The organism is Luedemannella flava (assembly GCF_039528515.1).
Lineage (GTDB): Bacteria > Actinomycetota > Actinomycetes > Mycobacteriales > Micromonosporaceae > Luedemannella > Luedemannella flava.
The window spans coordinates 232120-252504 of sequence record NZ_BAAALT010000003.1; the positions used below are offsets into that span (position 1 = coordinate 232120).

The window sequence follows — 20385 nt, forward strand, 5'->3', positions numbered from 1 at the left end:
CCGGGGGTCAGTCATCGTCGTCGTCCGCGTACTCGGGCTCCGCCACCCCGGCCGCCTTCGCCGCGGCCACCAGGAAGTCGAGGTCGTCCCGGTCGTACTGGTCGATCATCTCGAGAATGGTCTGTTCGGTGTACTCGTCGGAGCAGTTGGGGTCCGCGCCCGCGTCGAGGGTGGCCCGCAGCGTGGCGGCCGGCGCGGAGGTCAGCACCTGGGCCAGGAGCGGCGGGCGCCCGTACTCGTCGGTGTCGGTGAGGCTGACGCCCGCCTCGACCAGCCACGGCACGATACGGTCGGCCTCGGTCGAGCGGAGCAGGTGCAGCGTCGAGTCGCTGGCGATGTCGACGGCGAGGGGGTCGGCACCCGCGTCCAGCATGGCGCGGGCCAGGTCGGCGGACGCGCCGTCGAAGAGGGCGGCGGCGAGCGGGGTGCGCTCCTTCCCGTCGCGGCCGTTGATGTCCATGCCGGCGGCGAGCAGCCGCTTGAGCAGCGCCTCCTGGTCGCCGTGCAGCTTCGCGAGCTTGTGCAACGGCCCCCGGTTCCACCGGTCGCGCACGCCGACCGGGTCGACGCCCACGTCCAGCAGGTGGGTGAACTCGTCGGCGTTGCCGTGCGCCAGCGCCGTCAGGGCGTGGCTGCGCAGTTCGCGCAGGGCCCGGGGCAGCCGGGCCGTGGTCGACCCCTGCCAGGTCTCGGCGACGGTGAAGCAGCCGGGCACCTCGCCGCCGAGGGCGCGCATGACGCGCTCGCGCTGCGCCTCCTCCTCGGTGTGGTCGTGGGTGTACGTGCGCCCGTCGCGCCAGCCGACCTTGTGCCACTGCCCGCGGCAGCGCACCGGCACCGCCGTCGCGGCGACGGACGGCACGCGCGGCTGGTAGCCCGGGTCGGCCTCGTCCGGGAACAGCGCCGCACGCACCAGGGGGTGCAGCTCGGCGGTCGTGATCCGGTCGGTGCGCAGCAGTTCGACGTCGGGGAACCGCTGCCAGTGCACCCGGTGCAGCTCGAGCATGTCGCGGGTGTTCCGGTCCGCCCGCGACGCCCGCAGTTCGCCGTCGTCCAGGCGCAGCAGCACGGGCGACGTCCAGCCGAAGGACGGCCGCAGCAGGATCCCGTCCGGTGCGTCCGGCCCGTTCAGCAGCCGTCGGGCGACGGGAACGAGCGCCGGGACCATCGCCCCGAACCCTTCCGGGAACTGGTCATCGGCGCCCGGGTCGCCCCACCGCCGCTTGGCCTCCGGGAAGGTCGCCGGCACCCCGGCGACGGCCCACGCCTGCTCGACCTCGCCCGCGTCCTGCAGGGTCAGGACCCGTTCCATCAGCGCGACCGGGTCGTTGTCCACGCCATCCGCGGCCCGGGGCCGACCGTCGCGGTCGAAGAACGGCGTCCGGTCGCCGCCGCCGACCCGGTGCAGCAACAGGTGGGTCTCGCGCGCATCCCACAGGTAACGGCCCTGGATCCAGTCGTCCTGGCGCCCCCGGGCGAGGGGGAGCGGCGCGAGGCGCAGCTCCGGCCGCTGCGGGCGCTCGATGTGGGCGGGCGTGACGACGTACAGCGTGACGTCGCCGTAGGCGGCGAGCCGGATCTTCCGATCGGGCGTGAGCAGGCCCATGCCGTCCCGGCCCCGGCGTGGCAGATGCCACCGTACGAGATCGGGCACGAGATGGCGCAGGTCGTCCTCGACCCGGCCGGCCACCTCCGCGCCGAACCTGTTGGCCACGTCCGGCAGGTCGATGGCGACGTCGACGCCAGCGGCCGCGCAGGCGCCCCGCCAGTCGCCGGCGAGACGGCGCTCACCGGCCCCGGCCACCATCCGGGCGGGGACCGCGAACCGGCGGGCCGTCAGCCAGCTGGTGGCGTTGTGGTCGACGAACGCGCGCCGGGCCAGGGTCTTGTCCGTCATCGGTACACGCTCGCGATGGCCATGATGTCCTCGGGGGCCGGGGTGGCAGGACGTAGGGCGACGGCGGCGACCCGCTTGAGCCGGCGCGGCACGCCGGTGCCGAGACCCAGCAGCTCGAGGTCGGTGCCCGCGTCGAGGGCGGCGACGAGCAGCCGGGCGCCGCGCCCGGTCACGCCGGTGTTGCGCAGGTCCAGGCGCCGCAGGCCGCTGCCCGGCAGGGCGGTGGCCGGCGCCGCCGCGCCCTCGTCGCCGACCGTGTTGTCCTCGGCGGCGAGCGCGAGGGATGACGGCGGCCGGGCCAGGTCCAGCGTGGACAGTGCGGTCAGCCGCGCGGCCAGGCTGCGCACACCGGCGGGGGTCAGGCCGTTGCCGCCCAGGCCCAGCACGACCCGCCGGTCCGAACCCGCGCGGTCGGCCAGGGCGCGGGCCACCGCCGCGGCGCCCGCGTCACCGAGCCGCCCGGCGGCCAGGTAGAGCTCGTTGACCCCGGCGTGGCGTAGCAGGTCGGCGAGGAGCTCCCCGGCCTCCGGGCCGAGACCGTTGCCACCCAGGTAGAGCCGCTCCATCGGCGTCGCGCGGTCGCGCAGCGCGTCAACGAGGGCCCGCAGGCCCGTGACGCTCAGGCCGGTGTTGGTCAGGTCGAGCGTGCGCACGGTCGCGTTGCCGGCCAGCGCGCCGGCGATCGCCGCCACGCCCGCGTCGCCGATCGGGTTGCGCTTGAGCCACAGCGCGCGCACGGTGTCGTCGGTGGCGATCCGGTCGACCAGCGGCGCCAACCCGGGGGCGTCGATGTGGTTGCAGCCGAGGTAGAGCGTGCGCACCCCGTGGTCGGCGCCCAGCGCGTCGGCGAGCACCGCCACCCCGGCCGCCCCGAGGCTGTTCGTGCCGAGCAGCAGGTGCGCGGTGTGCGGCGACCCGACGGCGACCGGGATGATCCGTCGCGCGTCGAGCGGGCTCAGCGCCTGCTTGCACAGGTCGAGCCGGCCGTCGGGCTGCAGCGTGCCGCGCGGGAACGTGAGTGCGTCCGGGACCGGGGCCGGGTCGTCGAGCCGGGCCACGAGCGGGTCCAGCTCGCGGTCGTGGTCGGCGCCGGTATGTGTCAGCGGCGCGGGGCACCGCACCGGCACCGGTTCGCTCACCATGCCACCTCCCGGTAGTCCTTGAGGAATACCCCGTACGCCGGCTCGCCCCGCACGCCGCGCACGATCGGGTCGTACACCCGGGCGGCCCCGTCGATGACGTCCAGCGGTGGCCGGAAGCCGGCCGCGCGTTCGGCCTGTTTGCTCGGGTGTGGGCGCTCGTCGGTGACCCAGCCGGTGTCGACGCTGCACATGTAGATGCCGTCCGCGGCATACTCGGCGGCGACGGTGCGGGTCAGCATGTTCAGGCCCGCCTTGGCCATGTTCGTGTGCGGGTGCCGGGCCGTCTTCGCCGCCCGGCTGAAGCTGCCCTCCATGGCGGAGACCTGCACCACGTACCGGTCGGGGTGTTTCGACTCGACGAGCAGGTCACGCAGCTGGCCGGTGAGCAGGAACGGCACGAAGCCGTTGATGACGTGCACCTCCAGCCACTCCCGGGGGCTGACCTCGCCGACGCGCAGCGTCCAGCTGTTGGTGTCGCGCAGGTCGAGCGGCTCGCCCGTCTCGTCGCGCAGCGTGGCGGGGAACAGCTCCAGTGCCGACCGCACGGCCACGGCCCGCGTCTGGTCGCCGCCGGGACCGCCGGTCACCGTCACCGACGCCGGCAGACCCATGAGGGGAGCACGTTCGGCAGCCCGCACCTCGCGGTGGTACTCCACCGGGCGGGCGATCGTCTGGGCCGCGTTGTTGACCAGGATGTCGAGCTGACCCCAGCGTTCCCGCACGGCGTCGACCAGGCCGAGCACGCCGGGCAGGTCGATGAAGTCGACGCCGTGGATCCACAGCCGGTCCAGCCAGTCCGACGCGTCGGACACCGCCGCGAAGCGGCGCGCCGCGTCGTTCGGGAAGCGCGTCGTGACCAGCACCTCCGCGCCGTCGCGCAGCAGCTTCAGCGCGGTGTGGAAGCCAATCTTGATGCGTCCGCCGGTCACCACCGCGCGCCGTCCGGTCAGGTCGCAGCGCGCGTAACGGCGCTCGGCATTCTCAGCCGCGCAGGACGGGCACAGCATGTGGTACTCGGAGTCGAGGTCCCGGTAGCTGTCCTTGCAGACGTAGCACCGGCGCCCGCCGCGCAGCCCGCTCGTGAACCGGTCGGCCGCCGGCGCGTCCGGGCTGGGGATCTCGTCCGTGAACCGCCGCGCGGTCGCGACGACCGCGTGGTCGTGCTCGCGGCGCTCGTCACGGCGGGTCGCCTTGCGGTGCTTCTTGCCGGCCCGGTACGCGTGGTCGACGGCCTGGCGGACCTCGGACAGGATGGGATCGGCTGGGTCCTCCGCGACTCTCGCCAGGATCTTCAGGCAGGCCGCGATGTCCGTCGCCGACAGCGGCTCCACGCACATCCTTCCCCTTGAGACGGTGGGGTCGGTCGGATTCGAACCGACGTCCTCCAGCTTGGGTACGGGCGCGACGACCTCTGCGCTACGACCCCACCGCGGGCGAGACACTATCAGCGCCCGCCGACAAGACCAACTCCTGACTACACCTCGCCGGTGGCGTTGGACAGAGAGCGCCGCTGGCAAGGCACCCATCAGGCCGGACTGGCCGCGTCTTCGTCCAGCCGCCATGCACGCGCTGCTGCGGGCGAAGTTCGACCAGCATCCGCGGCTGGCGGATGTGCTCGTCGCGACCGGTGACGCCCGCATCGACTACAGCGCCCATTCCGCGTACTGGAGCGGTGGGCCGAAAGGCCGCAACTGGCTGGGCCGGCTTCTCGAGCTGGTCCGTTCAGAGATCGTGGCCCAACGAGCCGGTTTCCTGTCCTAGCCGGCCCAGGAGACCAGGGTGGCTCCGTCCGGGCGGTTCAGGACCACCCGTAGGTGGCCGTCGGCGTCGAACGCCGCCGCGACAACCGTGCCCGTGCCCGCGCCCGCCAGCGGGCTGAGCGCCCCGGTGCGGGCGTTGAGCAGCACGGGCCGTTCGCCGGGCGCGGGGCTGGTGACGAGGAAGGCCACCCCGGCGTTGTCCACCGCCAGCCGGGCCGACGCCTGGGTCAGCGTCTCGCCGACGCGCGACGAGGCGCACCCGGGATCGTCGCAGCCAACCACCGTGGTGGTGGTCACCTCGGCGTCGTCGGTGCCCTCCGGTGCGCTGCGCAGCGTGACGGTCGCGACCGGCCCGGTGGGCGTGGCCGCCAGGTCGATAACGGGGGACGACTCATTGGACTCGTCCGTCGGCCAGTCGCCGACCTTCGTAAGATCAGGTGTATGCGCGCAGCCGGCCCGGCATCCGCCGAGCCACAGGGCGTTCGCGCCCCGGTCGAAATAGGCCAGCGCCAGATTGCCGCTGAGCCGGTCGACCGAGAGGTTCACGACGCCGCCCGCCCAGCGGTCAGGCATCGCGACGTCCAGGACGTCGCGCACCGTGGGCTGTGCACAGTCCAGGCGGGCACAGGTGACCAGGAGCAGCTTGCCGTGCCGGTCGTCCCTGCCGGGGCCGAGCAGCGCCGCCGCGAAGCCGCCGCCGGGCGTCGCGGCCACCGCCATCGACCAGCTCTCCCACAGCTTGGGCAGCTGGTACAGGGTGGTGGCGCCGCCCCACCGGCACATCGACTCCCGCGCGATCCGGCACCAGAAGAAGCGGGCGGCGTTGTGGGGCCCGCCGCGCCGGAGCGCCAACAGTGTCCCGTCCGGCATGATGTCGGCCGCGTCGATCGGCGCCTCGATCGAGCAGCTGCTGGCGCCCTCGCCGACGGCGGCCATGGGGCCGCCGTCGATGCACGGCATGCCCACGATGCCGTCCTCGGCGCAGTGCCGGTCCAGACACAGCACGACCTGCATGTCGTCCGCCGCGGCCGTCGTACCGTCGGCGAGCACCCGCATCGCCAGCGGCCGCGAGCCGAACCCCACCGCGGGGTGGGCCACCGTCACGTGGTGCGGGTTGGCCGACGCGGCGGCGGCGGTGACGAGCGAGGGCACTGCCACCAGTAGGGCGAGCCCGACGGCCCCGAGCCGGCGTGCCAGCGGTCGGGCGGCGGTTGCCGTTTCGGGTGTCTGCTCCTCCGCCGGCGCGGCGGCGTCCCCGTACGCGGCGGCGTCCCCGTACGCGGCCATGAGCAGCGCCGCCTGCAGGGCGACGGCCGCGACCAGCGTCGCGTGTCCGAGCAGTGACCCGGCCCCGACCAGCAGGACGTCGTTGCCGACCGGCCCGCTGCCGTCGACGGCGAGACGGTCCGCCGCGACGTTGACCAGCCAGTACGCTGCCGCCGGCAGGGCGGCGCCGGCGACGAGGAGCATCGTGCCCGTGGATACGACCCGCCCACGCGTCACCGCGACCGCCCGGCGCACCGCCTCGGCAACGCCGTACCCGTCGACGAGGATCGCCGGCAGGGCGAGCGCGAGCCGCGCCAGCCCGTACAGGCAGGCGACGCTCGCCGCGAAGAACGCGAGGTGCGCGAGGTCGACGGGGAACGCCCGCGAGAGCAGGACCGACGCGAACATCCCGGCGACGGTGAGCGCGGCGAGGAGTAGGACCAGTGCCACCCAGGACGCGGCCCGGCTCCCGGCCTCGCGCCAGGCCGCGCGCAGCGGGGCGCCGGCGAGCACGCGCAGGCCGACCGCGAGTGCCACCGCCCAGCCCAGCGCCACCAGCACCGGTATCCCGAGCCGCCAGGACGCGCCGTCCGCCGTCGCCGAAACATAGGCGGTGGTCCACGAATCGGCCGTCCCGTCCACCACCGGCCGACCGTTGACGATGGTGACGGGGCCACTGCCCCCGAACATGTCGATCAGCGACGTCGTCACCAGTGCGGGTACGAGCGCGAGCGCGCTGCCGGCGACCAGCGCCCGCCAGTGGCGTCGGAGCAGGACGAGCGCCTGATCGAGCATGGATGCGTGCACGGCGTCACGGTAGCGGCGCGGATCCACCGGCGGGGGGCGGCCCGATTGGTAACAAGTCACAGCGAGGATAGACGGTGACGTATCGCCGTTCATGAAACGTACATATGCTGAAAGCAGTTTGTAACGGAAGATCTTCGGCGTTGTCGGACAAGGGCCGCACAATCGATCGAGTTTGAACGGAACTCGGTTCCGGGTACAGGAGTGATTCGACGACTTAACGGGGGCGCCTGTGAACGCCGACCTGGTCCGACCTATCGCCCCCGCCGTGCCACGCGCGCGGGTGCTTTCGGTTTATGAAGCCTTCTTCGCCGGCGGTGCGCGGGCGCTGCACACCGCCGTCGTCCGGGAGCTGCACACCAGCGGCTCGCACCGGCATTCCGTGCTCGGCCTCTACCGCGAGGTGCACCGGGAGAGCCTGCGCCAGCGGATGACGTCCGACTCGCGCTACCAGGCACTTCGCGACGCGGGCATCCGTGCGGTCGCGTTGCGCCGCTCGGCGGCCGACCGCAGCCCGTTCACGGCGGCCGAGATGGTTGTCGCGGCCCGGCACGCGGCCCGCGCCGACGTGGTGCTGTCGCTGAAGGAGCAGCCGTTGCGGCTGGTCAACCAGGAGGGCTTCCCGGCCCGGCCGCTGGTGGTGTGCCTGCACCGGTCCGACCCGGAGCATCAGGGCGGTGCCCTGGCCGACCTGCTCGCGGCCATCGCGGCGGGTCGGGTGGCGTCGGTGGTGTGCTGCGCCGAGTCGACCCGCGCCGCCTACCGGGCAGCGGGGGTCCCGGCGTCGTTGCTCACGGTGATCCCCAACGGGGTGGACCTCGCGCGGTACCGGCCCGTGTCCACCCGGGCGCGCGGACGCCTGCGTAGGTCCCTGGGCCTGCCGGCGTCGGCGCGCGTCGTCGTCTTCGCGGCGCGGTACGACGGCATGAAGAACGTGCCGCTGTTCCTGGCGGCGGCCCGCGACTTCCTGGCGCGCCACGAGGACGCGCACGTGCTCATGTGCGGGGCCGGCATGAGCCTGGCCAACACGGGCCTGTGCGTGGACCTCGAGGTGGCCTTCGACGACCGGCCCGACCTGCTGCGCCGCCTGCACACCCTGGGCGTGCGGGAGGACATGCCGGACGTGTTCGCGGTCGCGGACGTCGTCGCGCTCACCTCGTCGACCGGCGAGGCCGCCCCGCTGTGCCTCATCGAGGGCATGATGTGCGGCGCGGTGCCGGTGACGACCGACGTGGGCGACTCGGCGGCCATTGTGGCGGGTCACGGGCTGGTGGTCGAGCCGGACGCGGCGGTCATCAGCGCGGCGTGGGACGAGGCGGTCGCCCGGCGGGCCGAGTGGGCGCCGGCGCTGCTGCGCGACCGGCCCCGGTTCAGTCACACCCGGATGGCCGCCGCGTACGCCGCGGTGATCGACCGGGTCGGCGACGTGGCGCCGGCGGGTGCCCGGCGGCGGCGCTGACGGTCAGGACCTGCGCGGCTCGCTGGCCGGGCGGCCCAGGCAGCGCGGGTCCGGGGTGCTCGGCGGGCGCGACGGGGCGATCCACTCCAGGGCGGTCTGCTCGACCGGCCAGCCGTGCACCGCGACCACGCTGGCCGGGGCCACCTCCGGATCGGGACACAGCGTGCGCGAGCGCACGTCCGCGTTCGGCACGAACCGTGTCGTACCGTCGGCGGCCAGCATGGTGGTCATCTGGTCGTCGATGGTCACGATCGAACCGAGCAGGATGTCCGGGGAGTCGACCAGCTCGATCGCCGTGTTGGGCAGCACCGGCACCCGCAGGAAGATGGCGCCGACGAGCACCGGGCCGCACACCGCCGCGACCGTGGCGGGCCAGTGCGTGACCAGCCGCGCGAACCGTGCCGGCACCGGCCCGGTGAGCAGCGGCGTGAGCGCCGGCGGCACGACGAGCAGGAACGCCGTGGCGAACTCGCCGGCCCGCACCGACGCGATGATCGCGCCGGCCAGCCAGGCATACGCGACACCGGCCACGACGATGGGGACAATCACGCAGTACGTCCGGACGATCCGTGGCTCGTCGCGGTGGCGTACCCGCATGGTCAATCCGAGGATCGCCACGGCGAGCATCAACAGCGTCGGCAGGAACCGCATCTGCCAGGTCAGGGCGGCCAACGCGACGATGATCACCACGACCCAGTCGGGGATGCGGTGGCTGGCGCGGGCGAGCCACGACCGGCGGGTCTCCGCGCTCCGGTCGCTGACGCGCAGCAGCAGGCCCATGGCCCGCACGACGAGCACCACGACCGGCAGCACCCACACCAACGTGATCAGCAGCGCGCTGACCAGCCCCAACGGGTTGACGTACTGGACGAGCAGCAGCATCGTCGGCAGGTCCTGGCGGCTCAGGTACCACAGCCGCAGGACGAGCAGGAGCAGTGGGAACGCCGGCAGCAGCGTGAGCAGCCACTGCCGGTCGCGGGCCGTCGGGGCCGGTTGGTCGGTCGCCATCACCGGTCCAACGGGGCGGCCCCCACGACGGTCGCGGCGCCGACCCGCTCCCAGGGCCACTGCCGGATGCGTACGTGCGGTATGTCCTCGGGCTGGTGGTCGATCGCGACCTGCTGCGGCAGGTTGGCCGCCTGCTCGCCGCGCAGGTAGCGGTCGAACGCCTCCTCCCACCGCTGGTCGCGCGGGTCGTGCAGGGAGTTGTAGAGCGACAGGTTCACGAGCGTCCGCAGAGCCTCGTTGCCGCCGGTGTTGACGCCCCACCGCTCCTCGGCGTCGAGGCCGATGTCGTGGGCCTTGAGCTGCTTGCGGTGCGCGACGACGAATCCGGCCAGGATGGCGGCGTCGGTGGTGACCGCGTCGTAGGCGCCCTTGAGCAGCCCGTCGACGCATTCGCTGATCCGGTTCTTGCCGGTGATCACGGCGCCGGCGCGGCTCACCGCGGTCTCCGATGTGGACGTCGCGAGCGTGCAGACGGTCTTGCCGCGCAGGTCCTCCAGCGAGTCGACCGGGCTGTGGCCGACCCGCGTCACGACGGACTGCTCGGTGCGCAGGTACGGCGCGGAGAAGCTCACCGACGGCAGTTCCTCGCGGGCCCTGGTGATGCTGTAGCTGGCGATGACGAGGTCCACGTCGACGAAGTGGTCGCCCTCGCGGGCCTGCATCTTCGGCCGGTCCTCGGTCTCGATCGGCAGGAACCGCACCTGGTCGCGCTGGAACCCGAGGTCCGCGGCGACCATGTGGGCGATGTCGATGTCGAAGCCGGAGAACTGGCCCGTGACCGGGTCGCGCAGGCTGATGCCGGGGGTGTCGTCCTTCACCCCGATGATCAGTTCGCGTTTGCCGGTGAGGCCCGCGTCCTCCAGCAGCGCCTGCCGCGATGGCGGGCCCTTCATGACGATGAAAGCGACCACGGCGACGGCAGGCAGCAGCAGCGCCAGCCCCACGGCGACCAGTCGGGCCACGCGCAGCCGCGCGTCCCGGCGCGGCGGATCGGGCTGCTCGGTCGCGTCAGGCCCGCTCACCCGGCTCCCCAAACATTCGGCCGTCACACTACGGCCGCCATCGTACGGGAGCGGGTGGCGCGACAGTCCACATCGGGGGATGGCGACTTGCGGTCGCGGAGAGATAGCGGCACTATCTACTACAGATAGTTTCACTATCCGTTCTGAGGAGTCGTGATCATGTCCGCACCGACTAGCCCGGCGCGTGGGCCCTTGGCCCGCGCGTGGGCGAGCAACAAGCCGCTGACCTTCCTGGGGGTCGCGATGATCGCGACCCTGGTGGCAGCCGTGGTCGGCCTCGTCCTCGACCCGCGGGTGATCACCGGCGCGCCGGCGTGGCTGAAGCCGGCCAAGTTCGCGATCTCGGTCGCGCTGTACAGCTTCACGCTGGTGTGGCTGCTGTCGTTCCTGCCCGGCCGCCGGCGCCTGGTCGGAGTGGTGTCGTGGATGGTCACCATCGCGCTGGTCGTCGAGATGGTGCTCATCATCTACGCCGTCATCGCCGGCACGGCCAGCCACTTCAACACGTCGACCCCGGCCGCCGCGGCGATCTTCTCCGTCATGGGAACGGCCATCGTGGTCGTCTGGGTGGCCACCCTGATCCTCGGCATCGCGCTGCTGCGGCACCGGCACTCCGATCGGGCGTTCCTGTGGTCCCTGCGGCTCGGCGTGCTGATCGGGATGATCGGGATGGCGCTGGCCTTCCTGATGACCTCGCCGACGTCCGACCAGCTCGCCCGGGCCCGGGCCGGCCACGGCCTGCCGACGACCGGAGCGCACAGCGTCGGCGTGGCGGACGGCGGCCCGGGTCTGCCGATCGTCGGCTGGAGCACGGTCGGCGGCGACCTGCGCGTCGCCCACTTCTTCGGGCTGCACGCGCTGCAACTGCTCCCGCTGGTGGGCTTCGCCATCGCGCGGTGGGCCCCGGCGTCGTGGCGGGCGGGGCACCGGTTCGCTCTGGTGTGGACGGTCGGCCTCGGGTACCTCGGGTTCGTGCTGTTGACCGCCTGGCAGGCCCTGCGGGGGCAGCCGTTCGCGGAGCCTGACGTGGTTACCCTCAGCGCGGTGGGTGCCATCGTCGGTGCTGTTGTTGTCGCGGTCGCCGCGGTGGCGGTGTCCGCCCGTCGACGGGAGGTGGCGGTATGACCGAGCGCAGCGAGGGCATCATCAAGCTCAGCAGTAGTCATGGCGACGCCGACCGGAGGGAGGTGGCGGCATGACCTGGGAGCAGCTGTTCGCACTGACCGCGTTGCCGGTAGCCCCGCTGTGGTTTCTCATGATCGTGGCACCGACCTGGTCGTGGACGAGGCGCATCGTCGCCTCGCCGTGGAGTTTCGTGCCGCTGGCGCTGGTCTACGCCGTCCTGGTGGTGCCCCGGCTGGGCGACATCCTGCCGGTCGTCACCCGACCCGAGCTCGCCGAGGTGGGCGCCCTGCTGGCGACGCCGGCCGGCGCGACCATCGCGTGGGTGCACTTCCTCGTGTTCGACGCCTTCACCGGCCGCTGGATCTACCTGGACAGTCGCGACCGTAAGCTGCAGCCACTGCTCATGGCCCCGATTCTCGTCCTGGTGATCCTGCTGGGCCCGCTCGGTTTCCTGATCTATCTGCTGGCCCGGCTGGCGGGTGGAAACCGTGAGTCCTCAGAGTCCGGTCAACAACGCGATAGCTGACCTCCGGCTGGGCCTCAGGTGTTGCGCGGGCGGCGCGCGATCAGCAGCACGTGGGTGGCCGGCCAGTCCAACGGCCGGCCGTCTGCGTGCGTCACCGACGCCACCGGCGCGACGCGGTTGTCGATGATCCAGTCGTTGCGCCACGCGTACGACGCGGGGTCGAGGTCGAAGCCGACGTCCGTGAGCAACGCCTTCCAGTCGGCGAACTCGAGCCCGCAGAACTGCTCCTCCCGCTCGGACAACCAGTTGTGCGGGTAGTCCTTGTGGGTGAGGAACTCCATGGCGTCGCCCAGGCCGATCGTCACCGCCTCGCCGGTCGGCTCGTAGGCCAGCGGAAAGGCGAAGTCCACGGCGAACTGGTCGAGGCGGGCGCGGGTCGACAGCCCGGCGACATACTCCCCGGCCTCGGCGGCCGGCAGCTGGCCGAGGTCGCGGCGGGCGGTCGGCGGGTTGACCCCGTCGGAGTCGTCCAGCGTCAGCAGGACCCGCCGGTCGCGTCCGTCCGGGCCGCAGACGTCGCTGTTGATCCAGACGCCGCCGGGCACGGTCTGGTCGTAGATCGCCTGGACGAAGCGGCGCAGCGACTCCCACCGCTCCCCGTAGGACCAGATCTCGTGGGTCAGCGCGAACGTGAGAGTCGTGTCGACCGACCGGGGCGGGAACACCGCGCCGCCGAGCACGTTGCGCCGGTAGAAGTACACATTGGGATTGGCGAAGACGCCCTGCGCCTTCTTGTGCACGCACTCCTCGTACAGGTGGCGGGCGATCTCCACGCCGATCAGGTCGCTCTCGCGCAGCGCGGGCTCGCGGTCGGCCAACTCGAGCACGGCCCCGGCCCCACACCCGATGTCCACGATCCGCCCCGGCCGAACATACGGGCGCACCAGGTCCCACTTGCGGGCCGCGCCGGCCGCGAACGCCTCGATGTACGTGCGGTAGTCGCGGGTCGCGGTCAGGCCGCCCTCGTCGCCGACCACCGGGTCGTTCACGACGGCGCGGACGGTCTCGGTCAGCTGGTACCGCTCGAAGACGTCCAGCGTCGCGGGGTGCGCGAGGTCGCGCCAGGTCTCGTCGCCGGCGGCCAGGCGTAGCAGCACATCCCAGGGTCGCTCCGCCTTGACGTCGTTCGCCGGGTCGGCTTCGACCTCGGCTATCCGGAACCCCAGCTCGGCGTAGAGGGCGGCGACCTCGGGCGTGGAGCACGCCACGACCGTGTCGGCGGGCGTCAGGTCGAGCCCGGTCGCCACGGCGATGCTCTTGAGCGTGACCTCGGCGAACCGGTCGGTCGGCGCGGTGTCGAAGATCGGCACGACCACCGAGCGCAGCCCGACCAGCAGGCTGAACCGCTCGATCGCCGCCTCGCGCCGGTGGTAGGGCACCGGGTTGCGCCGGGTGTTCCCGTGGTTGGCGGAGGTGACCGCCCAGACGACGGTCGTGTCGTCGCCGGCCAGCCGGCCCAGGTAGTCGGCCTGGAAGCGGGTCAGCAGGTGATGGCGACCGGGAAGGAGCAGGTATGTCATCGCGGACCTTGATACCACGCCCACCTCCGGGGCGGGTTGTCCGACGGCGGGCCGTCACGCCATGCTGAACGGGGCATCGCTGTACGTGACGTGGAACGGGGTGGTCGGAGTGCGTGCTGTGCTCCTGGACGTCGGCGGCGTACTCGTGGTGCCCGACCCTAGGGCGGTCGGCGGGGTCATGGGCGGTCACGGTGGCGCGACGGATCCCGACGACCTGATCCGCGCGCACTACCGGGCGGTCCACGAGGCCGACGGCGACGACGGCGACTTCGACTGGCCCGGCTACCACACCGGGCTCGTCGTGCACAGCGGTGTGCCGGTCGGGGCGCGGGAGCTGTGCAACCAGGGGATGATCGAGCTGGTCCGGGCGATGCCGAACCTCTGGTCGTACCCGCTGCCCGGGATGGCGGCCACACTGCGCGCGCTCGCCGGCCGCTACCGGCTCGGCATCGTGTCGAACAACGACGGCACGGTCGGCCGGCTCCTCGCCGAGCAGGGCCTGTGCCAGCTGGGCGCCGGCCCGGCCGCGCCGGTGGAGGTCATCGTCGACAGTGCCCTGGCCGGCGTGGCCAAGCCCGACCCGCGCATCTTCACCCTCGCGCTCGACGTGCTCGGACTCCCGCCGGAGGAGGTCGGCTACGTGGGGGACACCCGGGCGTACGACGTGTCCGGCGCCCGGGCGGCCGGCCTGCGCCCGTTCCACCTCGACCCGTACGGGTTCTGCGTGGCGGCCGACCACGAGCATCTCGCCGACCTGGCTGACCTGCTCTAACTGAGCGTGTGCCGGGCGATGTAGACGAAGGCGGCCAGCAGGCCCACCACGATCGCGATCTTCGCGATGGTGGTCAGGACCCGAAGCGCGGCGACAACGCCTCCGGCTTGCGCTGCGTGGGCGTCCGCCTGCAGCTGCTGGATCAGTCCGTCGGACTTCTGGCCGGTGACGGCACCGACGGCGGCCACCGCGAGGCCGAGCAGCACGACGGCGAAGCCGATGGACAGGTGGATTGCGACGTCCCTGGCCGCGGACACCGCCCGCGCCCCACCACCGACCGACGCGATAAACGCCTGCTTGAGTGCGTTCGTGGCCGCGTCGTCGGCGAGCACCGACCGCATGTTCAGCAGGACGACGCCGACCAGGGGAAGCAGCAGGATGCTGGGCAGGCCGGCCAGACCCCGCGCGACGGCGCGGATGCCGGCGGACGAGCTGTGCGCGTCGAACATCCGGATCAGCATGGCGAGGACGACCAGGGCGATCCCGGTGCCCAGCACGAGCTTCGAGGCGCCGGCCACGGCGTGGACCGTGGGATGGTCGAGCAGGTACGGCCCGTTGTAGGAACCGATGTAGAACTCGTTGAACGCCTGGAAGAAGTAGTCGAACCGGTGACCGTTGATGGTCACGTAGCCCTGCTTGGCGACGAGTCCCGACTTGCTGAGGTCCGGCGGGTGATAGATCGCCACGTACGCGGGGAGGTACCAGCCGGCGAGGATCAGGAGGCCGCCGACCCAGAGAAACCTGGTGCGGGCCTTCCGCCGAAGCCTGAAAAGCCGCTTGGCCGCCTTCTGTGGTTGCTCGGCCTTGTTCGCCTTGGCTTTCGCCTGGTGCTCGCGGACCATGCTGATGATCAGGGTCGTGAGCTGCGCACCCGTGCCGACGCCGCCGGCGACGTCATCGTGGCCCGGGTGATGGGTCAGCTCGAAGCCCAACTTGGTCAGGGTCCCGGCGAGGTCCCCGGCGTCCTTGGCGACCGCTTCGCGGAGTTCGAGCTTTTCGACCTCGCTGAGCTTCTCGAAGGTCTTCCGGACCTCGTCCTCGTTGATCAATGGAATCCCCTCAGCGACGTCGAACGCGCGTGGATCCACAGTAGAGACACGCGCTGATGCGGCACATTGACCGTCTGCGTGGCTCGTCCGACCGGACGGTCGGCGCAACGCGCCTGACGGTGTGCCGACCGGTCAGTCCGTCGCGAGCGCCTCGGCGATCATGCGGTGGCCCTGGGCCTCGAAGGTCCCGTCGCCGACCCGGTAGGCCCAGGTCGTGGTGCCGATGGCATCGCGGACGCGGTGGCGTCGCCACGCCCCGGCCTCGCGCGGATCGCAGCCGTACCCGTCGAGGAACGCCGCCTCGAGGTCGGGGCGGCCCCGGAACTCCTGGACGGCCAGCCGGCCGAGGTCCGTCAACGCGGGCCGCAGCGCGACCCGGCCGAAGTCGATGACGCTCACCACGTCGTCGTGGACGAGCCAGTTGCGCGGCTGCCAGTCCCCGTGCGTGGGCACGAGCGTCACCGCCGGCGTCGGCCAGGCGAGGATCTCGGCGCGTAGCCGCGTCACGACCGCGTCGGCGATCCGGTGGGGCTCGTCGAGCAGGGCCAGCGACTTGTCGTTCTCGCGCTGCTCGTACCCGTCGTCGGTGCTGGCGGCCTGGGCGTGGAACGCCGCCAGCAGCTCACCGGCCTGCCGGTAGGTGGCCGGGGCATCAACGTGGCCGGTGTTGAGCACCAACTCGCCGGGTAGGTACCGGGTCACCAGGAGTTTCGCCGCCACGTCGCCGTGCACCAGGGCCGGCGCGCGCCCCAGGCCGGTCCACGGCTCCAGCCACGTGAGATGGGCGTGCAGTTCGCGTTCGATGTGCCGGTCGGTGTCGCCGCCGGCCTTGACGATGAAGCGGTCCCCGGAGTGCGTCACCTCGAGGACGGTGGTCGCGACCAGACCCCAGCTGTGGTCGCGCACGGGTGTCGCATCCGGCAGCCACTGTTCCAACAACGCCCGCTGCGCCGGCGAAAGGAGATCGAGGCCGGACATCACAGACCGATCGTAGACTTTGTGATCAGGGACGGCCGTTGACCGGGGTCGCGCATCCGGGACCGCGAACCTACGCTCTCCCCGGGAAGATCGAATTTGGGGTGTGCGTGGGTCGGGTTGGTGTTGTCAGCCGCGCTGTCGCGTTGGCCGCGCTGGGGTTGTGGGTTGGCGGCTGTGGCCGTTTGGGCGAGGCCATCGCGGGGGATCGCTCGGGCCGTAACTGCCACCCGGACCAGGAGATGGTCGCCGCACTGCGGCAGGAGCCGGTGATGGTCCAGGCGCCACCCGGCGCTGCGCTCGCGCCGGCGACCGAGACCGTCAGCTGCGGTTGGGAGAGTTCGGAGCCGCCCAACCTGGGAATGCTCGACCGCGAGATGACCGGAGCCGGTGGCGCCGACGACGTCTCGCGTTTCTACGCAGACCTCGCCCGTTCCAGCGGCTGGCAGGCCTACGGCCCGGGCAGCCATGTCTACGCCGCCTCGAAGCCGGACGGGACCAACTGCACGTGGCTCCTTCAGGTGCTCGGCACTGCCGACGGGACCTACCACGTGCGGATCACGTACACGCCCCGGGACCTCCGGCCCACCTGCCTCTGACTCCGGCTGTGGCGAACAAGGGTCGCCATCTGGTCCGAAATCGCCACAACGGAGGGCTGAACGCATCCAACAACGCCCGTTGCCACGGCGAGAGGTTGGGGCCGGGCGTCACAGGACGATCGTGGACACGACCAGTTGATCGGCACGCGTGCTCATCCGAACGGTGTGTGACCGTGGCTGAGCGTCACTTTTCGCTAGGCTGCCGTGTGCCGAGAGCTACCGAGTCGGCCTGGTAGGTAGGACGGAGGCGCGACGTGACGTCACCACAACAATGGACAGGCATACACACGCGGGCGTTGCGTGAGGCTCATCTGATGTCCGTGCGCGACTTTGCGAACTTGCTGAACGTGTCGGCCTCGTCCGTGTCCGCTTGGGAAGCTGACGCCGGCATGGCGCGGCTGCGGCCGTCCACACAGCGACTGCTGGACGGTGCGCTGGCGTCGGCCGGCCCCGCAGTACGGAAGCGATTCGCAACAGCGATGGTGCAGGATCCCGTCGATGACGGTAGTCAAGGCGTAACGTCGGATGACATGCGCCGGCGAACTGTCGTGACCATGCCGCTGGCAGCGGCCCTCGCCAGCCTCGGCCCGGTCGGTGACTCATCTCATCGTGCCGGTCGGGTTGGTGCGAAAGACGCTGAGCGACTTGATCACGCCGTCATGCAGATCCGTAGGCTCGGCCATCAACACGGCGGCGAGAACCTATGGGCGGCGGCCGCCCGGATCGCGCACAACGGCTACTACCTGCTGGAGCACTCCTCGTACTCTGACCGGGTCGCCTACCAGTTGCTCACCGCGACGAGCCGCGCCCACATGTGCGCCGGCTGGCTGGCGTTCGACAGCGGCGCGCACGATGCCGCGCGCTCCCATTACAACGAGGCGCTCACGCTTGCCCGCCAGTCGGCCGACGCGAGTTCCCAGGTGCACGCGCTCGTCAATTTGGCATTTCTGAGCACGTTTCTGGGAATGCCACGTCAGTCGCTCAGATACGCCGACGCAGCGGAGGGCATCGCTGGTGGAAGGACAGCGGTAGTGCCGCGAATTCGGCAGGCCACCGCGTATGCATTGGCCGGCGAGCGCACCGCGTCCCACAAAGCCATCACTAAGGCGCGGGCGAGTCTCGAGGCCGTGAAGGAGGAGGCCGCCGATTGGTACTCCTTCGTGGACCACGCGGAACTGGACGGCATCGAAGGAACAGTCGCGCTGCTGCTCGGCGACCCGCGACGTGCGGAAAGACTCCTCCTGCAGGCGATCGCGAAGTACGGCGACAGCTTCGCGCGTAACCGCGCGCTCTACCGGGTGCGGCTTGCCAAGGCGCGCCTCGACCTTGGCGAGGTCGAGGGTGCGGCGATCTCGGCAGGCAAAGCACTCGACGACCTGAGCAGCGCCGTTGCGAGTCACGTGATCCGGGCTGAGCTGTCAACCGTTGCCCGGCGGCTTGGCATGTTCTCGGGCGTTCCGGGAGTTGATCTCTTTATGGGTCGCCACGCGGACATCAACTGATACGAGGGCTCGTGACTGCAATCCAGATCCGACAGCTTGATGCGCAAGGGTTGTACGCCCATCGGGATGAGTTGATCGAGGTCTACCGGGACGCATACGCCGACAAGATTGAGAATCAGTTTTTCGCGGAGGGGCGTTTCTGGGAGCGCCTCGAAGCCTATGCCCAGCGGCCCGGTTTCGGTCTGGTCATGGCATACGACGCGGGCGACGATCTGGTCGGCTATGCGCTTGGCTATCCGTTGCCCGCAGACTCCCGTTGGTGGCACGGCTTGTTGGCCGATCTGGATCAGGAGCTGATCGCGGAGGACGGCACGCGTACCTTTGCGTTGAACTACATCATGGTTCGGCGGGACTTCCGTCGGCGGGGAGTCGCCCGTGAGCTGCACAATGCCCTTAAGCGATCCCGCCCAGAGCGCCGAATGACCCTTCTTGTTCTGCCCGACAACGTCGCGGCTGTCTTAGCGTATCGGGCATGGGGATGGCAAAGAATCGGCGAGCTTCAGCCGTTCCGAGACGGGCCGACCTACGACGCGATGATTTTGGATCTCGGGGGAGTCGGAACATAACCGGAACACCGCTGGATTGCTACCGACCGTAGCGGAATCGACGCTGGCGATACACGCCTAGACGGAGGTTCCAGATGTCCGTGTTCAATGTTGTGGGCTATGTGTGCGTCGGGTTGATCGGCTGGCTTGCGGGAATGTTGACCTTCAAGCGGTCGAGTCGCTGGTGTCCCGTGCACGGCGTCACGTTGCGGTGCGACGTATGCGCGGGCAGACAACCGGTCGCAGGTCACCCGAGGGTGTAACGCGTGGTCCGCATGGAACCCGGCACGCCCGCGAGCGATCAGTACTACCTCAGCGGGCTGCTGCGCTGCTGCGACGAGGTGATGTGGTCGGTCAGCCGGGGAATGGATCGCCGCTACCGGTGCGCGGTGTGCGGGCAGGGCGTCGACGCGCTGGCGGCCGAGGTGGAGGTGTGGGAGCGCGCGCACCTGCGGCGGCCCTCACTGGGCACCCCCCACACGCCCTACCACCAGCGTGGGGCCGCACTGCGGCGGGCGTTGTCCCGCGTGGACGTCGTGCGTTCCGGCAATGGTGTTCGCTTCGTGATCAGGGACGGGTGACGGGTGGACGGCGGGCGAACCAGACCTCCTCGGCTGGCCAGCGTCGGACCCACTCGTCGGGGAGCTCGGGAAAGTCGTCGTTCGTCGCGTCCGGCGGGACCTGTACCTCGATGAGGTTCTCGACCACCAGGCCGCAGTCGCCCATGAGCCGGATCCACTCGCCGTGTGGCAGCGTGAACAGGTGGTACTCCTCGCCGGACGTGCCGCGCCGGACGATCCGGTGCAGTCCGAACAGGTCGCGCAGCAGGCGATCGGTCGCCGGCCCCTGTTCGGGCACGCACATGCGGGCCAGCGTGGACTGGGCCATGAACACCAGCCGGCCGCCGGGACGCAGGAGCCGGGCCGCCTCGGGGAGCCACCGGTACGGGTCGCACCAGACGGACGCGCCGTACTCACTGATCACCAGGTCGGCGCTCCCGTCCGCGAGCGGCACCCGCTCGGCGTCGGCCAGCAGCAGGGGGAACCGCACGCCGAACTCGTCCTGCAGCCGGTGTGCGGTGGCCAGTTGCCGGGCGGACACGTCGACCCCGATCGGCCGGGCACCGCGGCCGGCCAACCACGCCGACACGTACCCGCTGCCGCAGCCGAGCTCCACGGCCGCCTGGCCGGCCACGTCGGCGGGCAGGACGGCCAGCTGCGACTGCGGGATACGCCACATGCCCCAGTACGGCTCGAAGGCCGCCCACCGGGCGTGCGCGAACTGGTCGAACCACGCCGACACATGCCCGTCCCACTGCCGCCGCGTCCGGGATACGTGAGAGCCCATCCGCCCATGTTAGAAACCGCGGCTGTGGCGAATACGGGTCGCTATGCGGTCCGTATTCGCCACAACC

Annotated in this window: 19 protein-coding genes and 1 tRNA gene; 9 read left to right on the forward strand and 11 right to left on the reverse strand. The window is 71.4% G+C overall.

Translation table 11 applies throughout. The features are described 5' to 3' along the window. Positions 1-7: 7 nt before the first annotated feature. From ABD211_RS01475 to ABD211_RS01490, 4 genes are all read right to left on the reverse strand, one after another. Positions 8-1897: an ankyrin repeat domain-containing protein gene (locus tag ABD211_RS01475; RefSeq protein WP_344125310.1), complete on the reverse strand. Its 1890-nt coding sequence runs from the start codon at positions 1895-1897 to the stop codon at positions 8-10. Further along, positions 1894-3039, reverse strand: coding sequence for a leucine-rich repeat domain-containing protein (locus ABD211_RS01480; protein ID WP_344125314.1), 1146 nt, complete (start codon positions 3037-3039; stop codon positions 1894-1896). The genes ABD211_RS01475 and ABD211_RS01480 overlap by 4 nt, the downstream gene beginning before the upstream one ends. Further along, the gene (locus ABD211_RS01485; RefSeq protein ID WP_344125316.1) at positions 3033-4376 is read right to left on the reverse strand and encodes an SDR family NAD(P)-dependent oxidoreductase; all 1344 of its coding nucleotides are present in this window, start codon (positions 4374-4376) and stop codon (positions 3033-3035) included. The genes ABD211_RS01480 and ABD211_RS01485 overlap by 7 nt, the downstream gene beginning before the upstream one ends. 17 nt (positions 4377-4393) lie before the next feature. Next, positions 4394-4465: transfer RNA gene (locus tag ABD211_RS01490), tRNA-OTHER, on the reverse strand. Here ABD211_RS01490 and ABD211_RS01495 point away from each other — a divergent pair. Beyond that, positions 4429-4800, forward strand: coding sequence for an NADAR domain-containing protein (locus tag ABD211_RS01495; protein WP_344125393.1), 372 nt, complete (start codon positions 4429-4431; stop codon positions 4798-4800). The genes ABD211_RS01490 and ABD211_RS01495 overlap by 37 nt on opposite strands. Here the strand turns inward: ABD211_RS01495 and ABD211_RS01500 are convergent. Continuing rightward, positions 4797-6872, reverse strand: a complete 2076-nt coding sequence (locus tag ABD211_RS01500; protein ID WP_344125318.1) for a hypothetical protein — start codon at positions 6870-6872, stop codon at positions 4797-4799. The two genes, ABD211_RS01495 and ABD211_RS01500, sit on opposite strands and share 4 nt — an antisense overlap. Positions 6873-7152: 280 nt before the next feature. Here ABD211_RS01500 and ABD211_RS01505 point away from each other — a divergent pair, with 280 nt between their 5' ends. Next, positions 7153-8328 (forward strand): glycosyltransferase, encoded by a 1176-nt coding sequence (locus ABD211_RS01505; RefSeq protein WP_344125320.1) that lies wholly within the window; start codon positions 7153-7155, stop codon positions 8326-8328. Positions 8329-8331: 3 nt separating this feature from the next. On the opposite strand, the gene ABD211_RS01510 is transcribed toward ABD211_RS01505, so the two are convergent. Both ABD211_RS01510 and ABD211_RS01515 read right to left on the reverse strand, forming a co-directional pair. Further along, a complete protein-coding gene (locus tag ABD211_RS01510) occupies positions 8332-9336 on the reverse strand; it encodes a hypothetical protein (RefSeq protein WP_344125322.1) in 1005 nt (334 codons plus the stop codon). Further along, positions 9336-10358 (reverse strand): transporter substrate-binding domain-containing protein, encoded by a 1023-nt coding sequence (locus tag ABD211_RS01515; protein ID WP_344125324.1) that lies wholly within the window; start codon positions 10356-10358, stop codon positions 9336-9338. Before ABD211_RS01515 ends, ABD211_RS01510 begins: the two co-directional genes overlap by 1 nt. A gap of 159 nt (positions 10359-10517) precedes the next feature. Here ABD211_RS01515 and ABD211_RS01520 point away from each other — a divergent pair, with 159 nt between their 5' ends. Together ABD211_RS01520 and ABD211_RS01525 are read left to right on the forward strand one after the other, a co-directional pair. Further along, positions 10518-11483 (forward strand): hypothetical protein, encoded by a 966-nt coding sequence (locus ABD211_RS01520; protein WP_344125326.1) that lies wholly within the window; start codon positions 10518-10520, stop codon positions 11481-11483. 70 nt (positions 11484-11553) lie between these two features. Next, the gene (locus ABD211_RS01525; protein ID WP_344125328.1) at positions 11554-12009 is read left to right on the forward strand and encodes an ABA4-like family protein; all 456 of its coding nucleotides are present in this window, start codon (positions 11554-11556) and stop codon (positions 12007-12009) included. Positions 12010-12023: 14 nt separating this feature from the next. Here the strand turns inward: ABD211_RS01525 and ABD211_RS01530 are convergent, their stop codons facing one another. Continuing rightward, positions 12024-13529 carry a class I SAM-dependent methyltransferase gene (locus ABD211_RS01530; protein ID WP_344125330.1) on the reverse strand — a complete coding sequence of 502 codons (1506 nt, stop codon included), beginning with the start codon at positions 13527-13529 and terminating at the stop codon, positions 12024-12026. A gap of 109 nt (positions 13530-13638) precedes the next feature. On the opposite strand from ABD211_RS01530, the gene ABD211_RS01535 reads away from it, so the two are divergent. After that, positions 13639-14301, forward strand: a complete 663-nt coding sequence (locus tag ABD211_RS01535) for an HAD family hydrolase (RefSeq protein WP_344125332.1) — start codon at positions 13639-13641, stop codon at positions 14299-14301. Here the strand turns inward: ABD211_RS01535 and ABD211_RS01540 are convergent. After that, complete coding sequence (locus tag ABD211_RS01540) at positions 14298-15350, reverse strand: hypothetical protein (protein ID WP_344125335.1); 1053 nt, start codon at positions 15348-15350, stop codon at positions 14298-14300. The genes ABD211_RS01535 and ABD211_RS01540 overlap by 4 nt on opposite strands. 132 nt (positions 15351-15482) lie before the next feature. Beyond that, a complete protein-coding gene (locus tag ABD211_RS01545) occupies positions 15483-16328 on the reverse strand; it encodes a phosphotransferase (protein ID WP_344125395.1) in 846 nt (281 codons plus the stop codon). A 239-nt stretch (positions 16329-16567) separates the two neighbouring features. Here ABD211_RS01545 and ABD211_RS01550 point away from each other — a divergent pair, with 239 nt between their 5' ends. From ABD211_RS01550 to ABD211_RS01565, 4 genes are all read left to right on the forward strand, one after another. Continuing rightward, positions 16568-16924, forward strand: coding sequence for a hypothetical protein (locus ABD211_RS01550; protein ID WP_344125337.1), 357 nt, complete (start codon positions 16568-16570; stop codon positions 16922-16924). 314 nt (positions 16925-17238) lie between these two features. Further along, positions 17239-18426, forward strand: coding sequence for an NsdA family TPR-like regulatory protein (locus ABD211_RS01555; protein WP_344125339.1), 1188 nt, complete (start codon positions 17239-17241; stop codon positions 18424-18426). 11 nt (positions 18427-18437) lie between these two features. After that, on the forward strand, positions 18438-18992 hold the full coding sequence (locus ABD211_RS01560; protein ID WP_344125341.1) for a GNAT family N-acetyltransferase: 555 nt from the start codon (positions 18438-18440) through the stop codon (positions 18990-18992). 245 nt (positions 18993-19237) lie between these two features. Then, the gene (locus tag ABD211_RS01565) at positions 19238-19552 is read left to right on the forward strand and encodes a hypothetical protein (RefSeq protein ID WP_344125343.1); all 315 of its coding nucleotides are present in this window, start codon (positions 19238-19240) and stop codon (positions 19550-19552) included. Here the strand turns inward: ABD211_RS01565 and ABD211_RS01570 are convergent. After that, entirely contained in the window at positions 19539-20318 is a 780-nt protein-coding gene (locus tag ABD211_RS01570; protein ID WP_344125345.1) for a class I SAM-dependent methyltransferase, read from the reverse strand. The genes ABD211_RS01565 and ABD211_RS01570 overlap by 14 nt on opposite strands. Between the last annotated feature and the right edge of the window lie 67 nt (positions 20319-20385).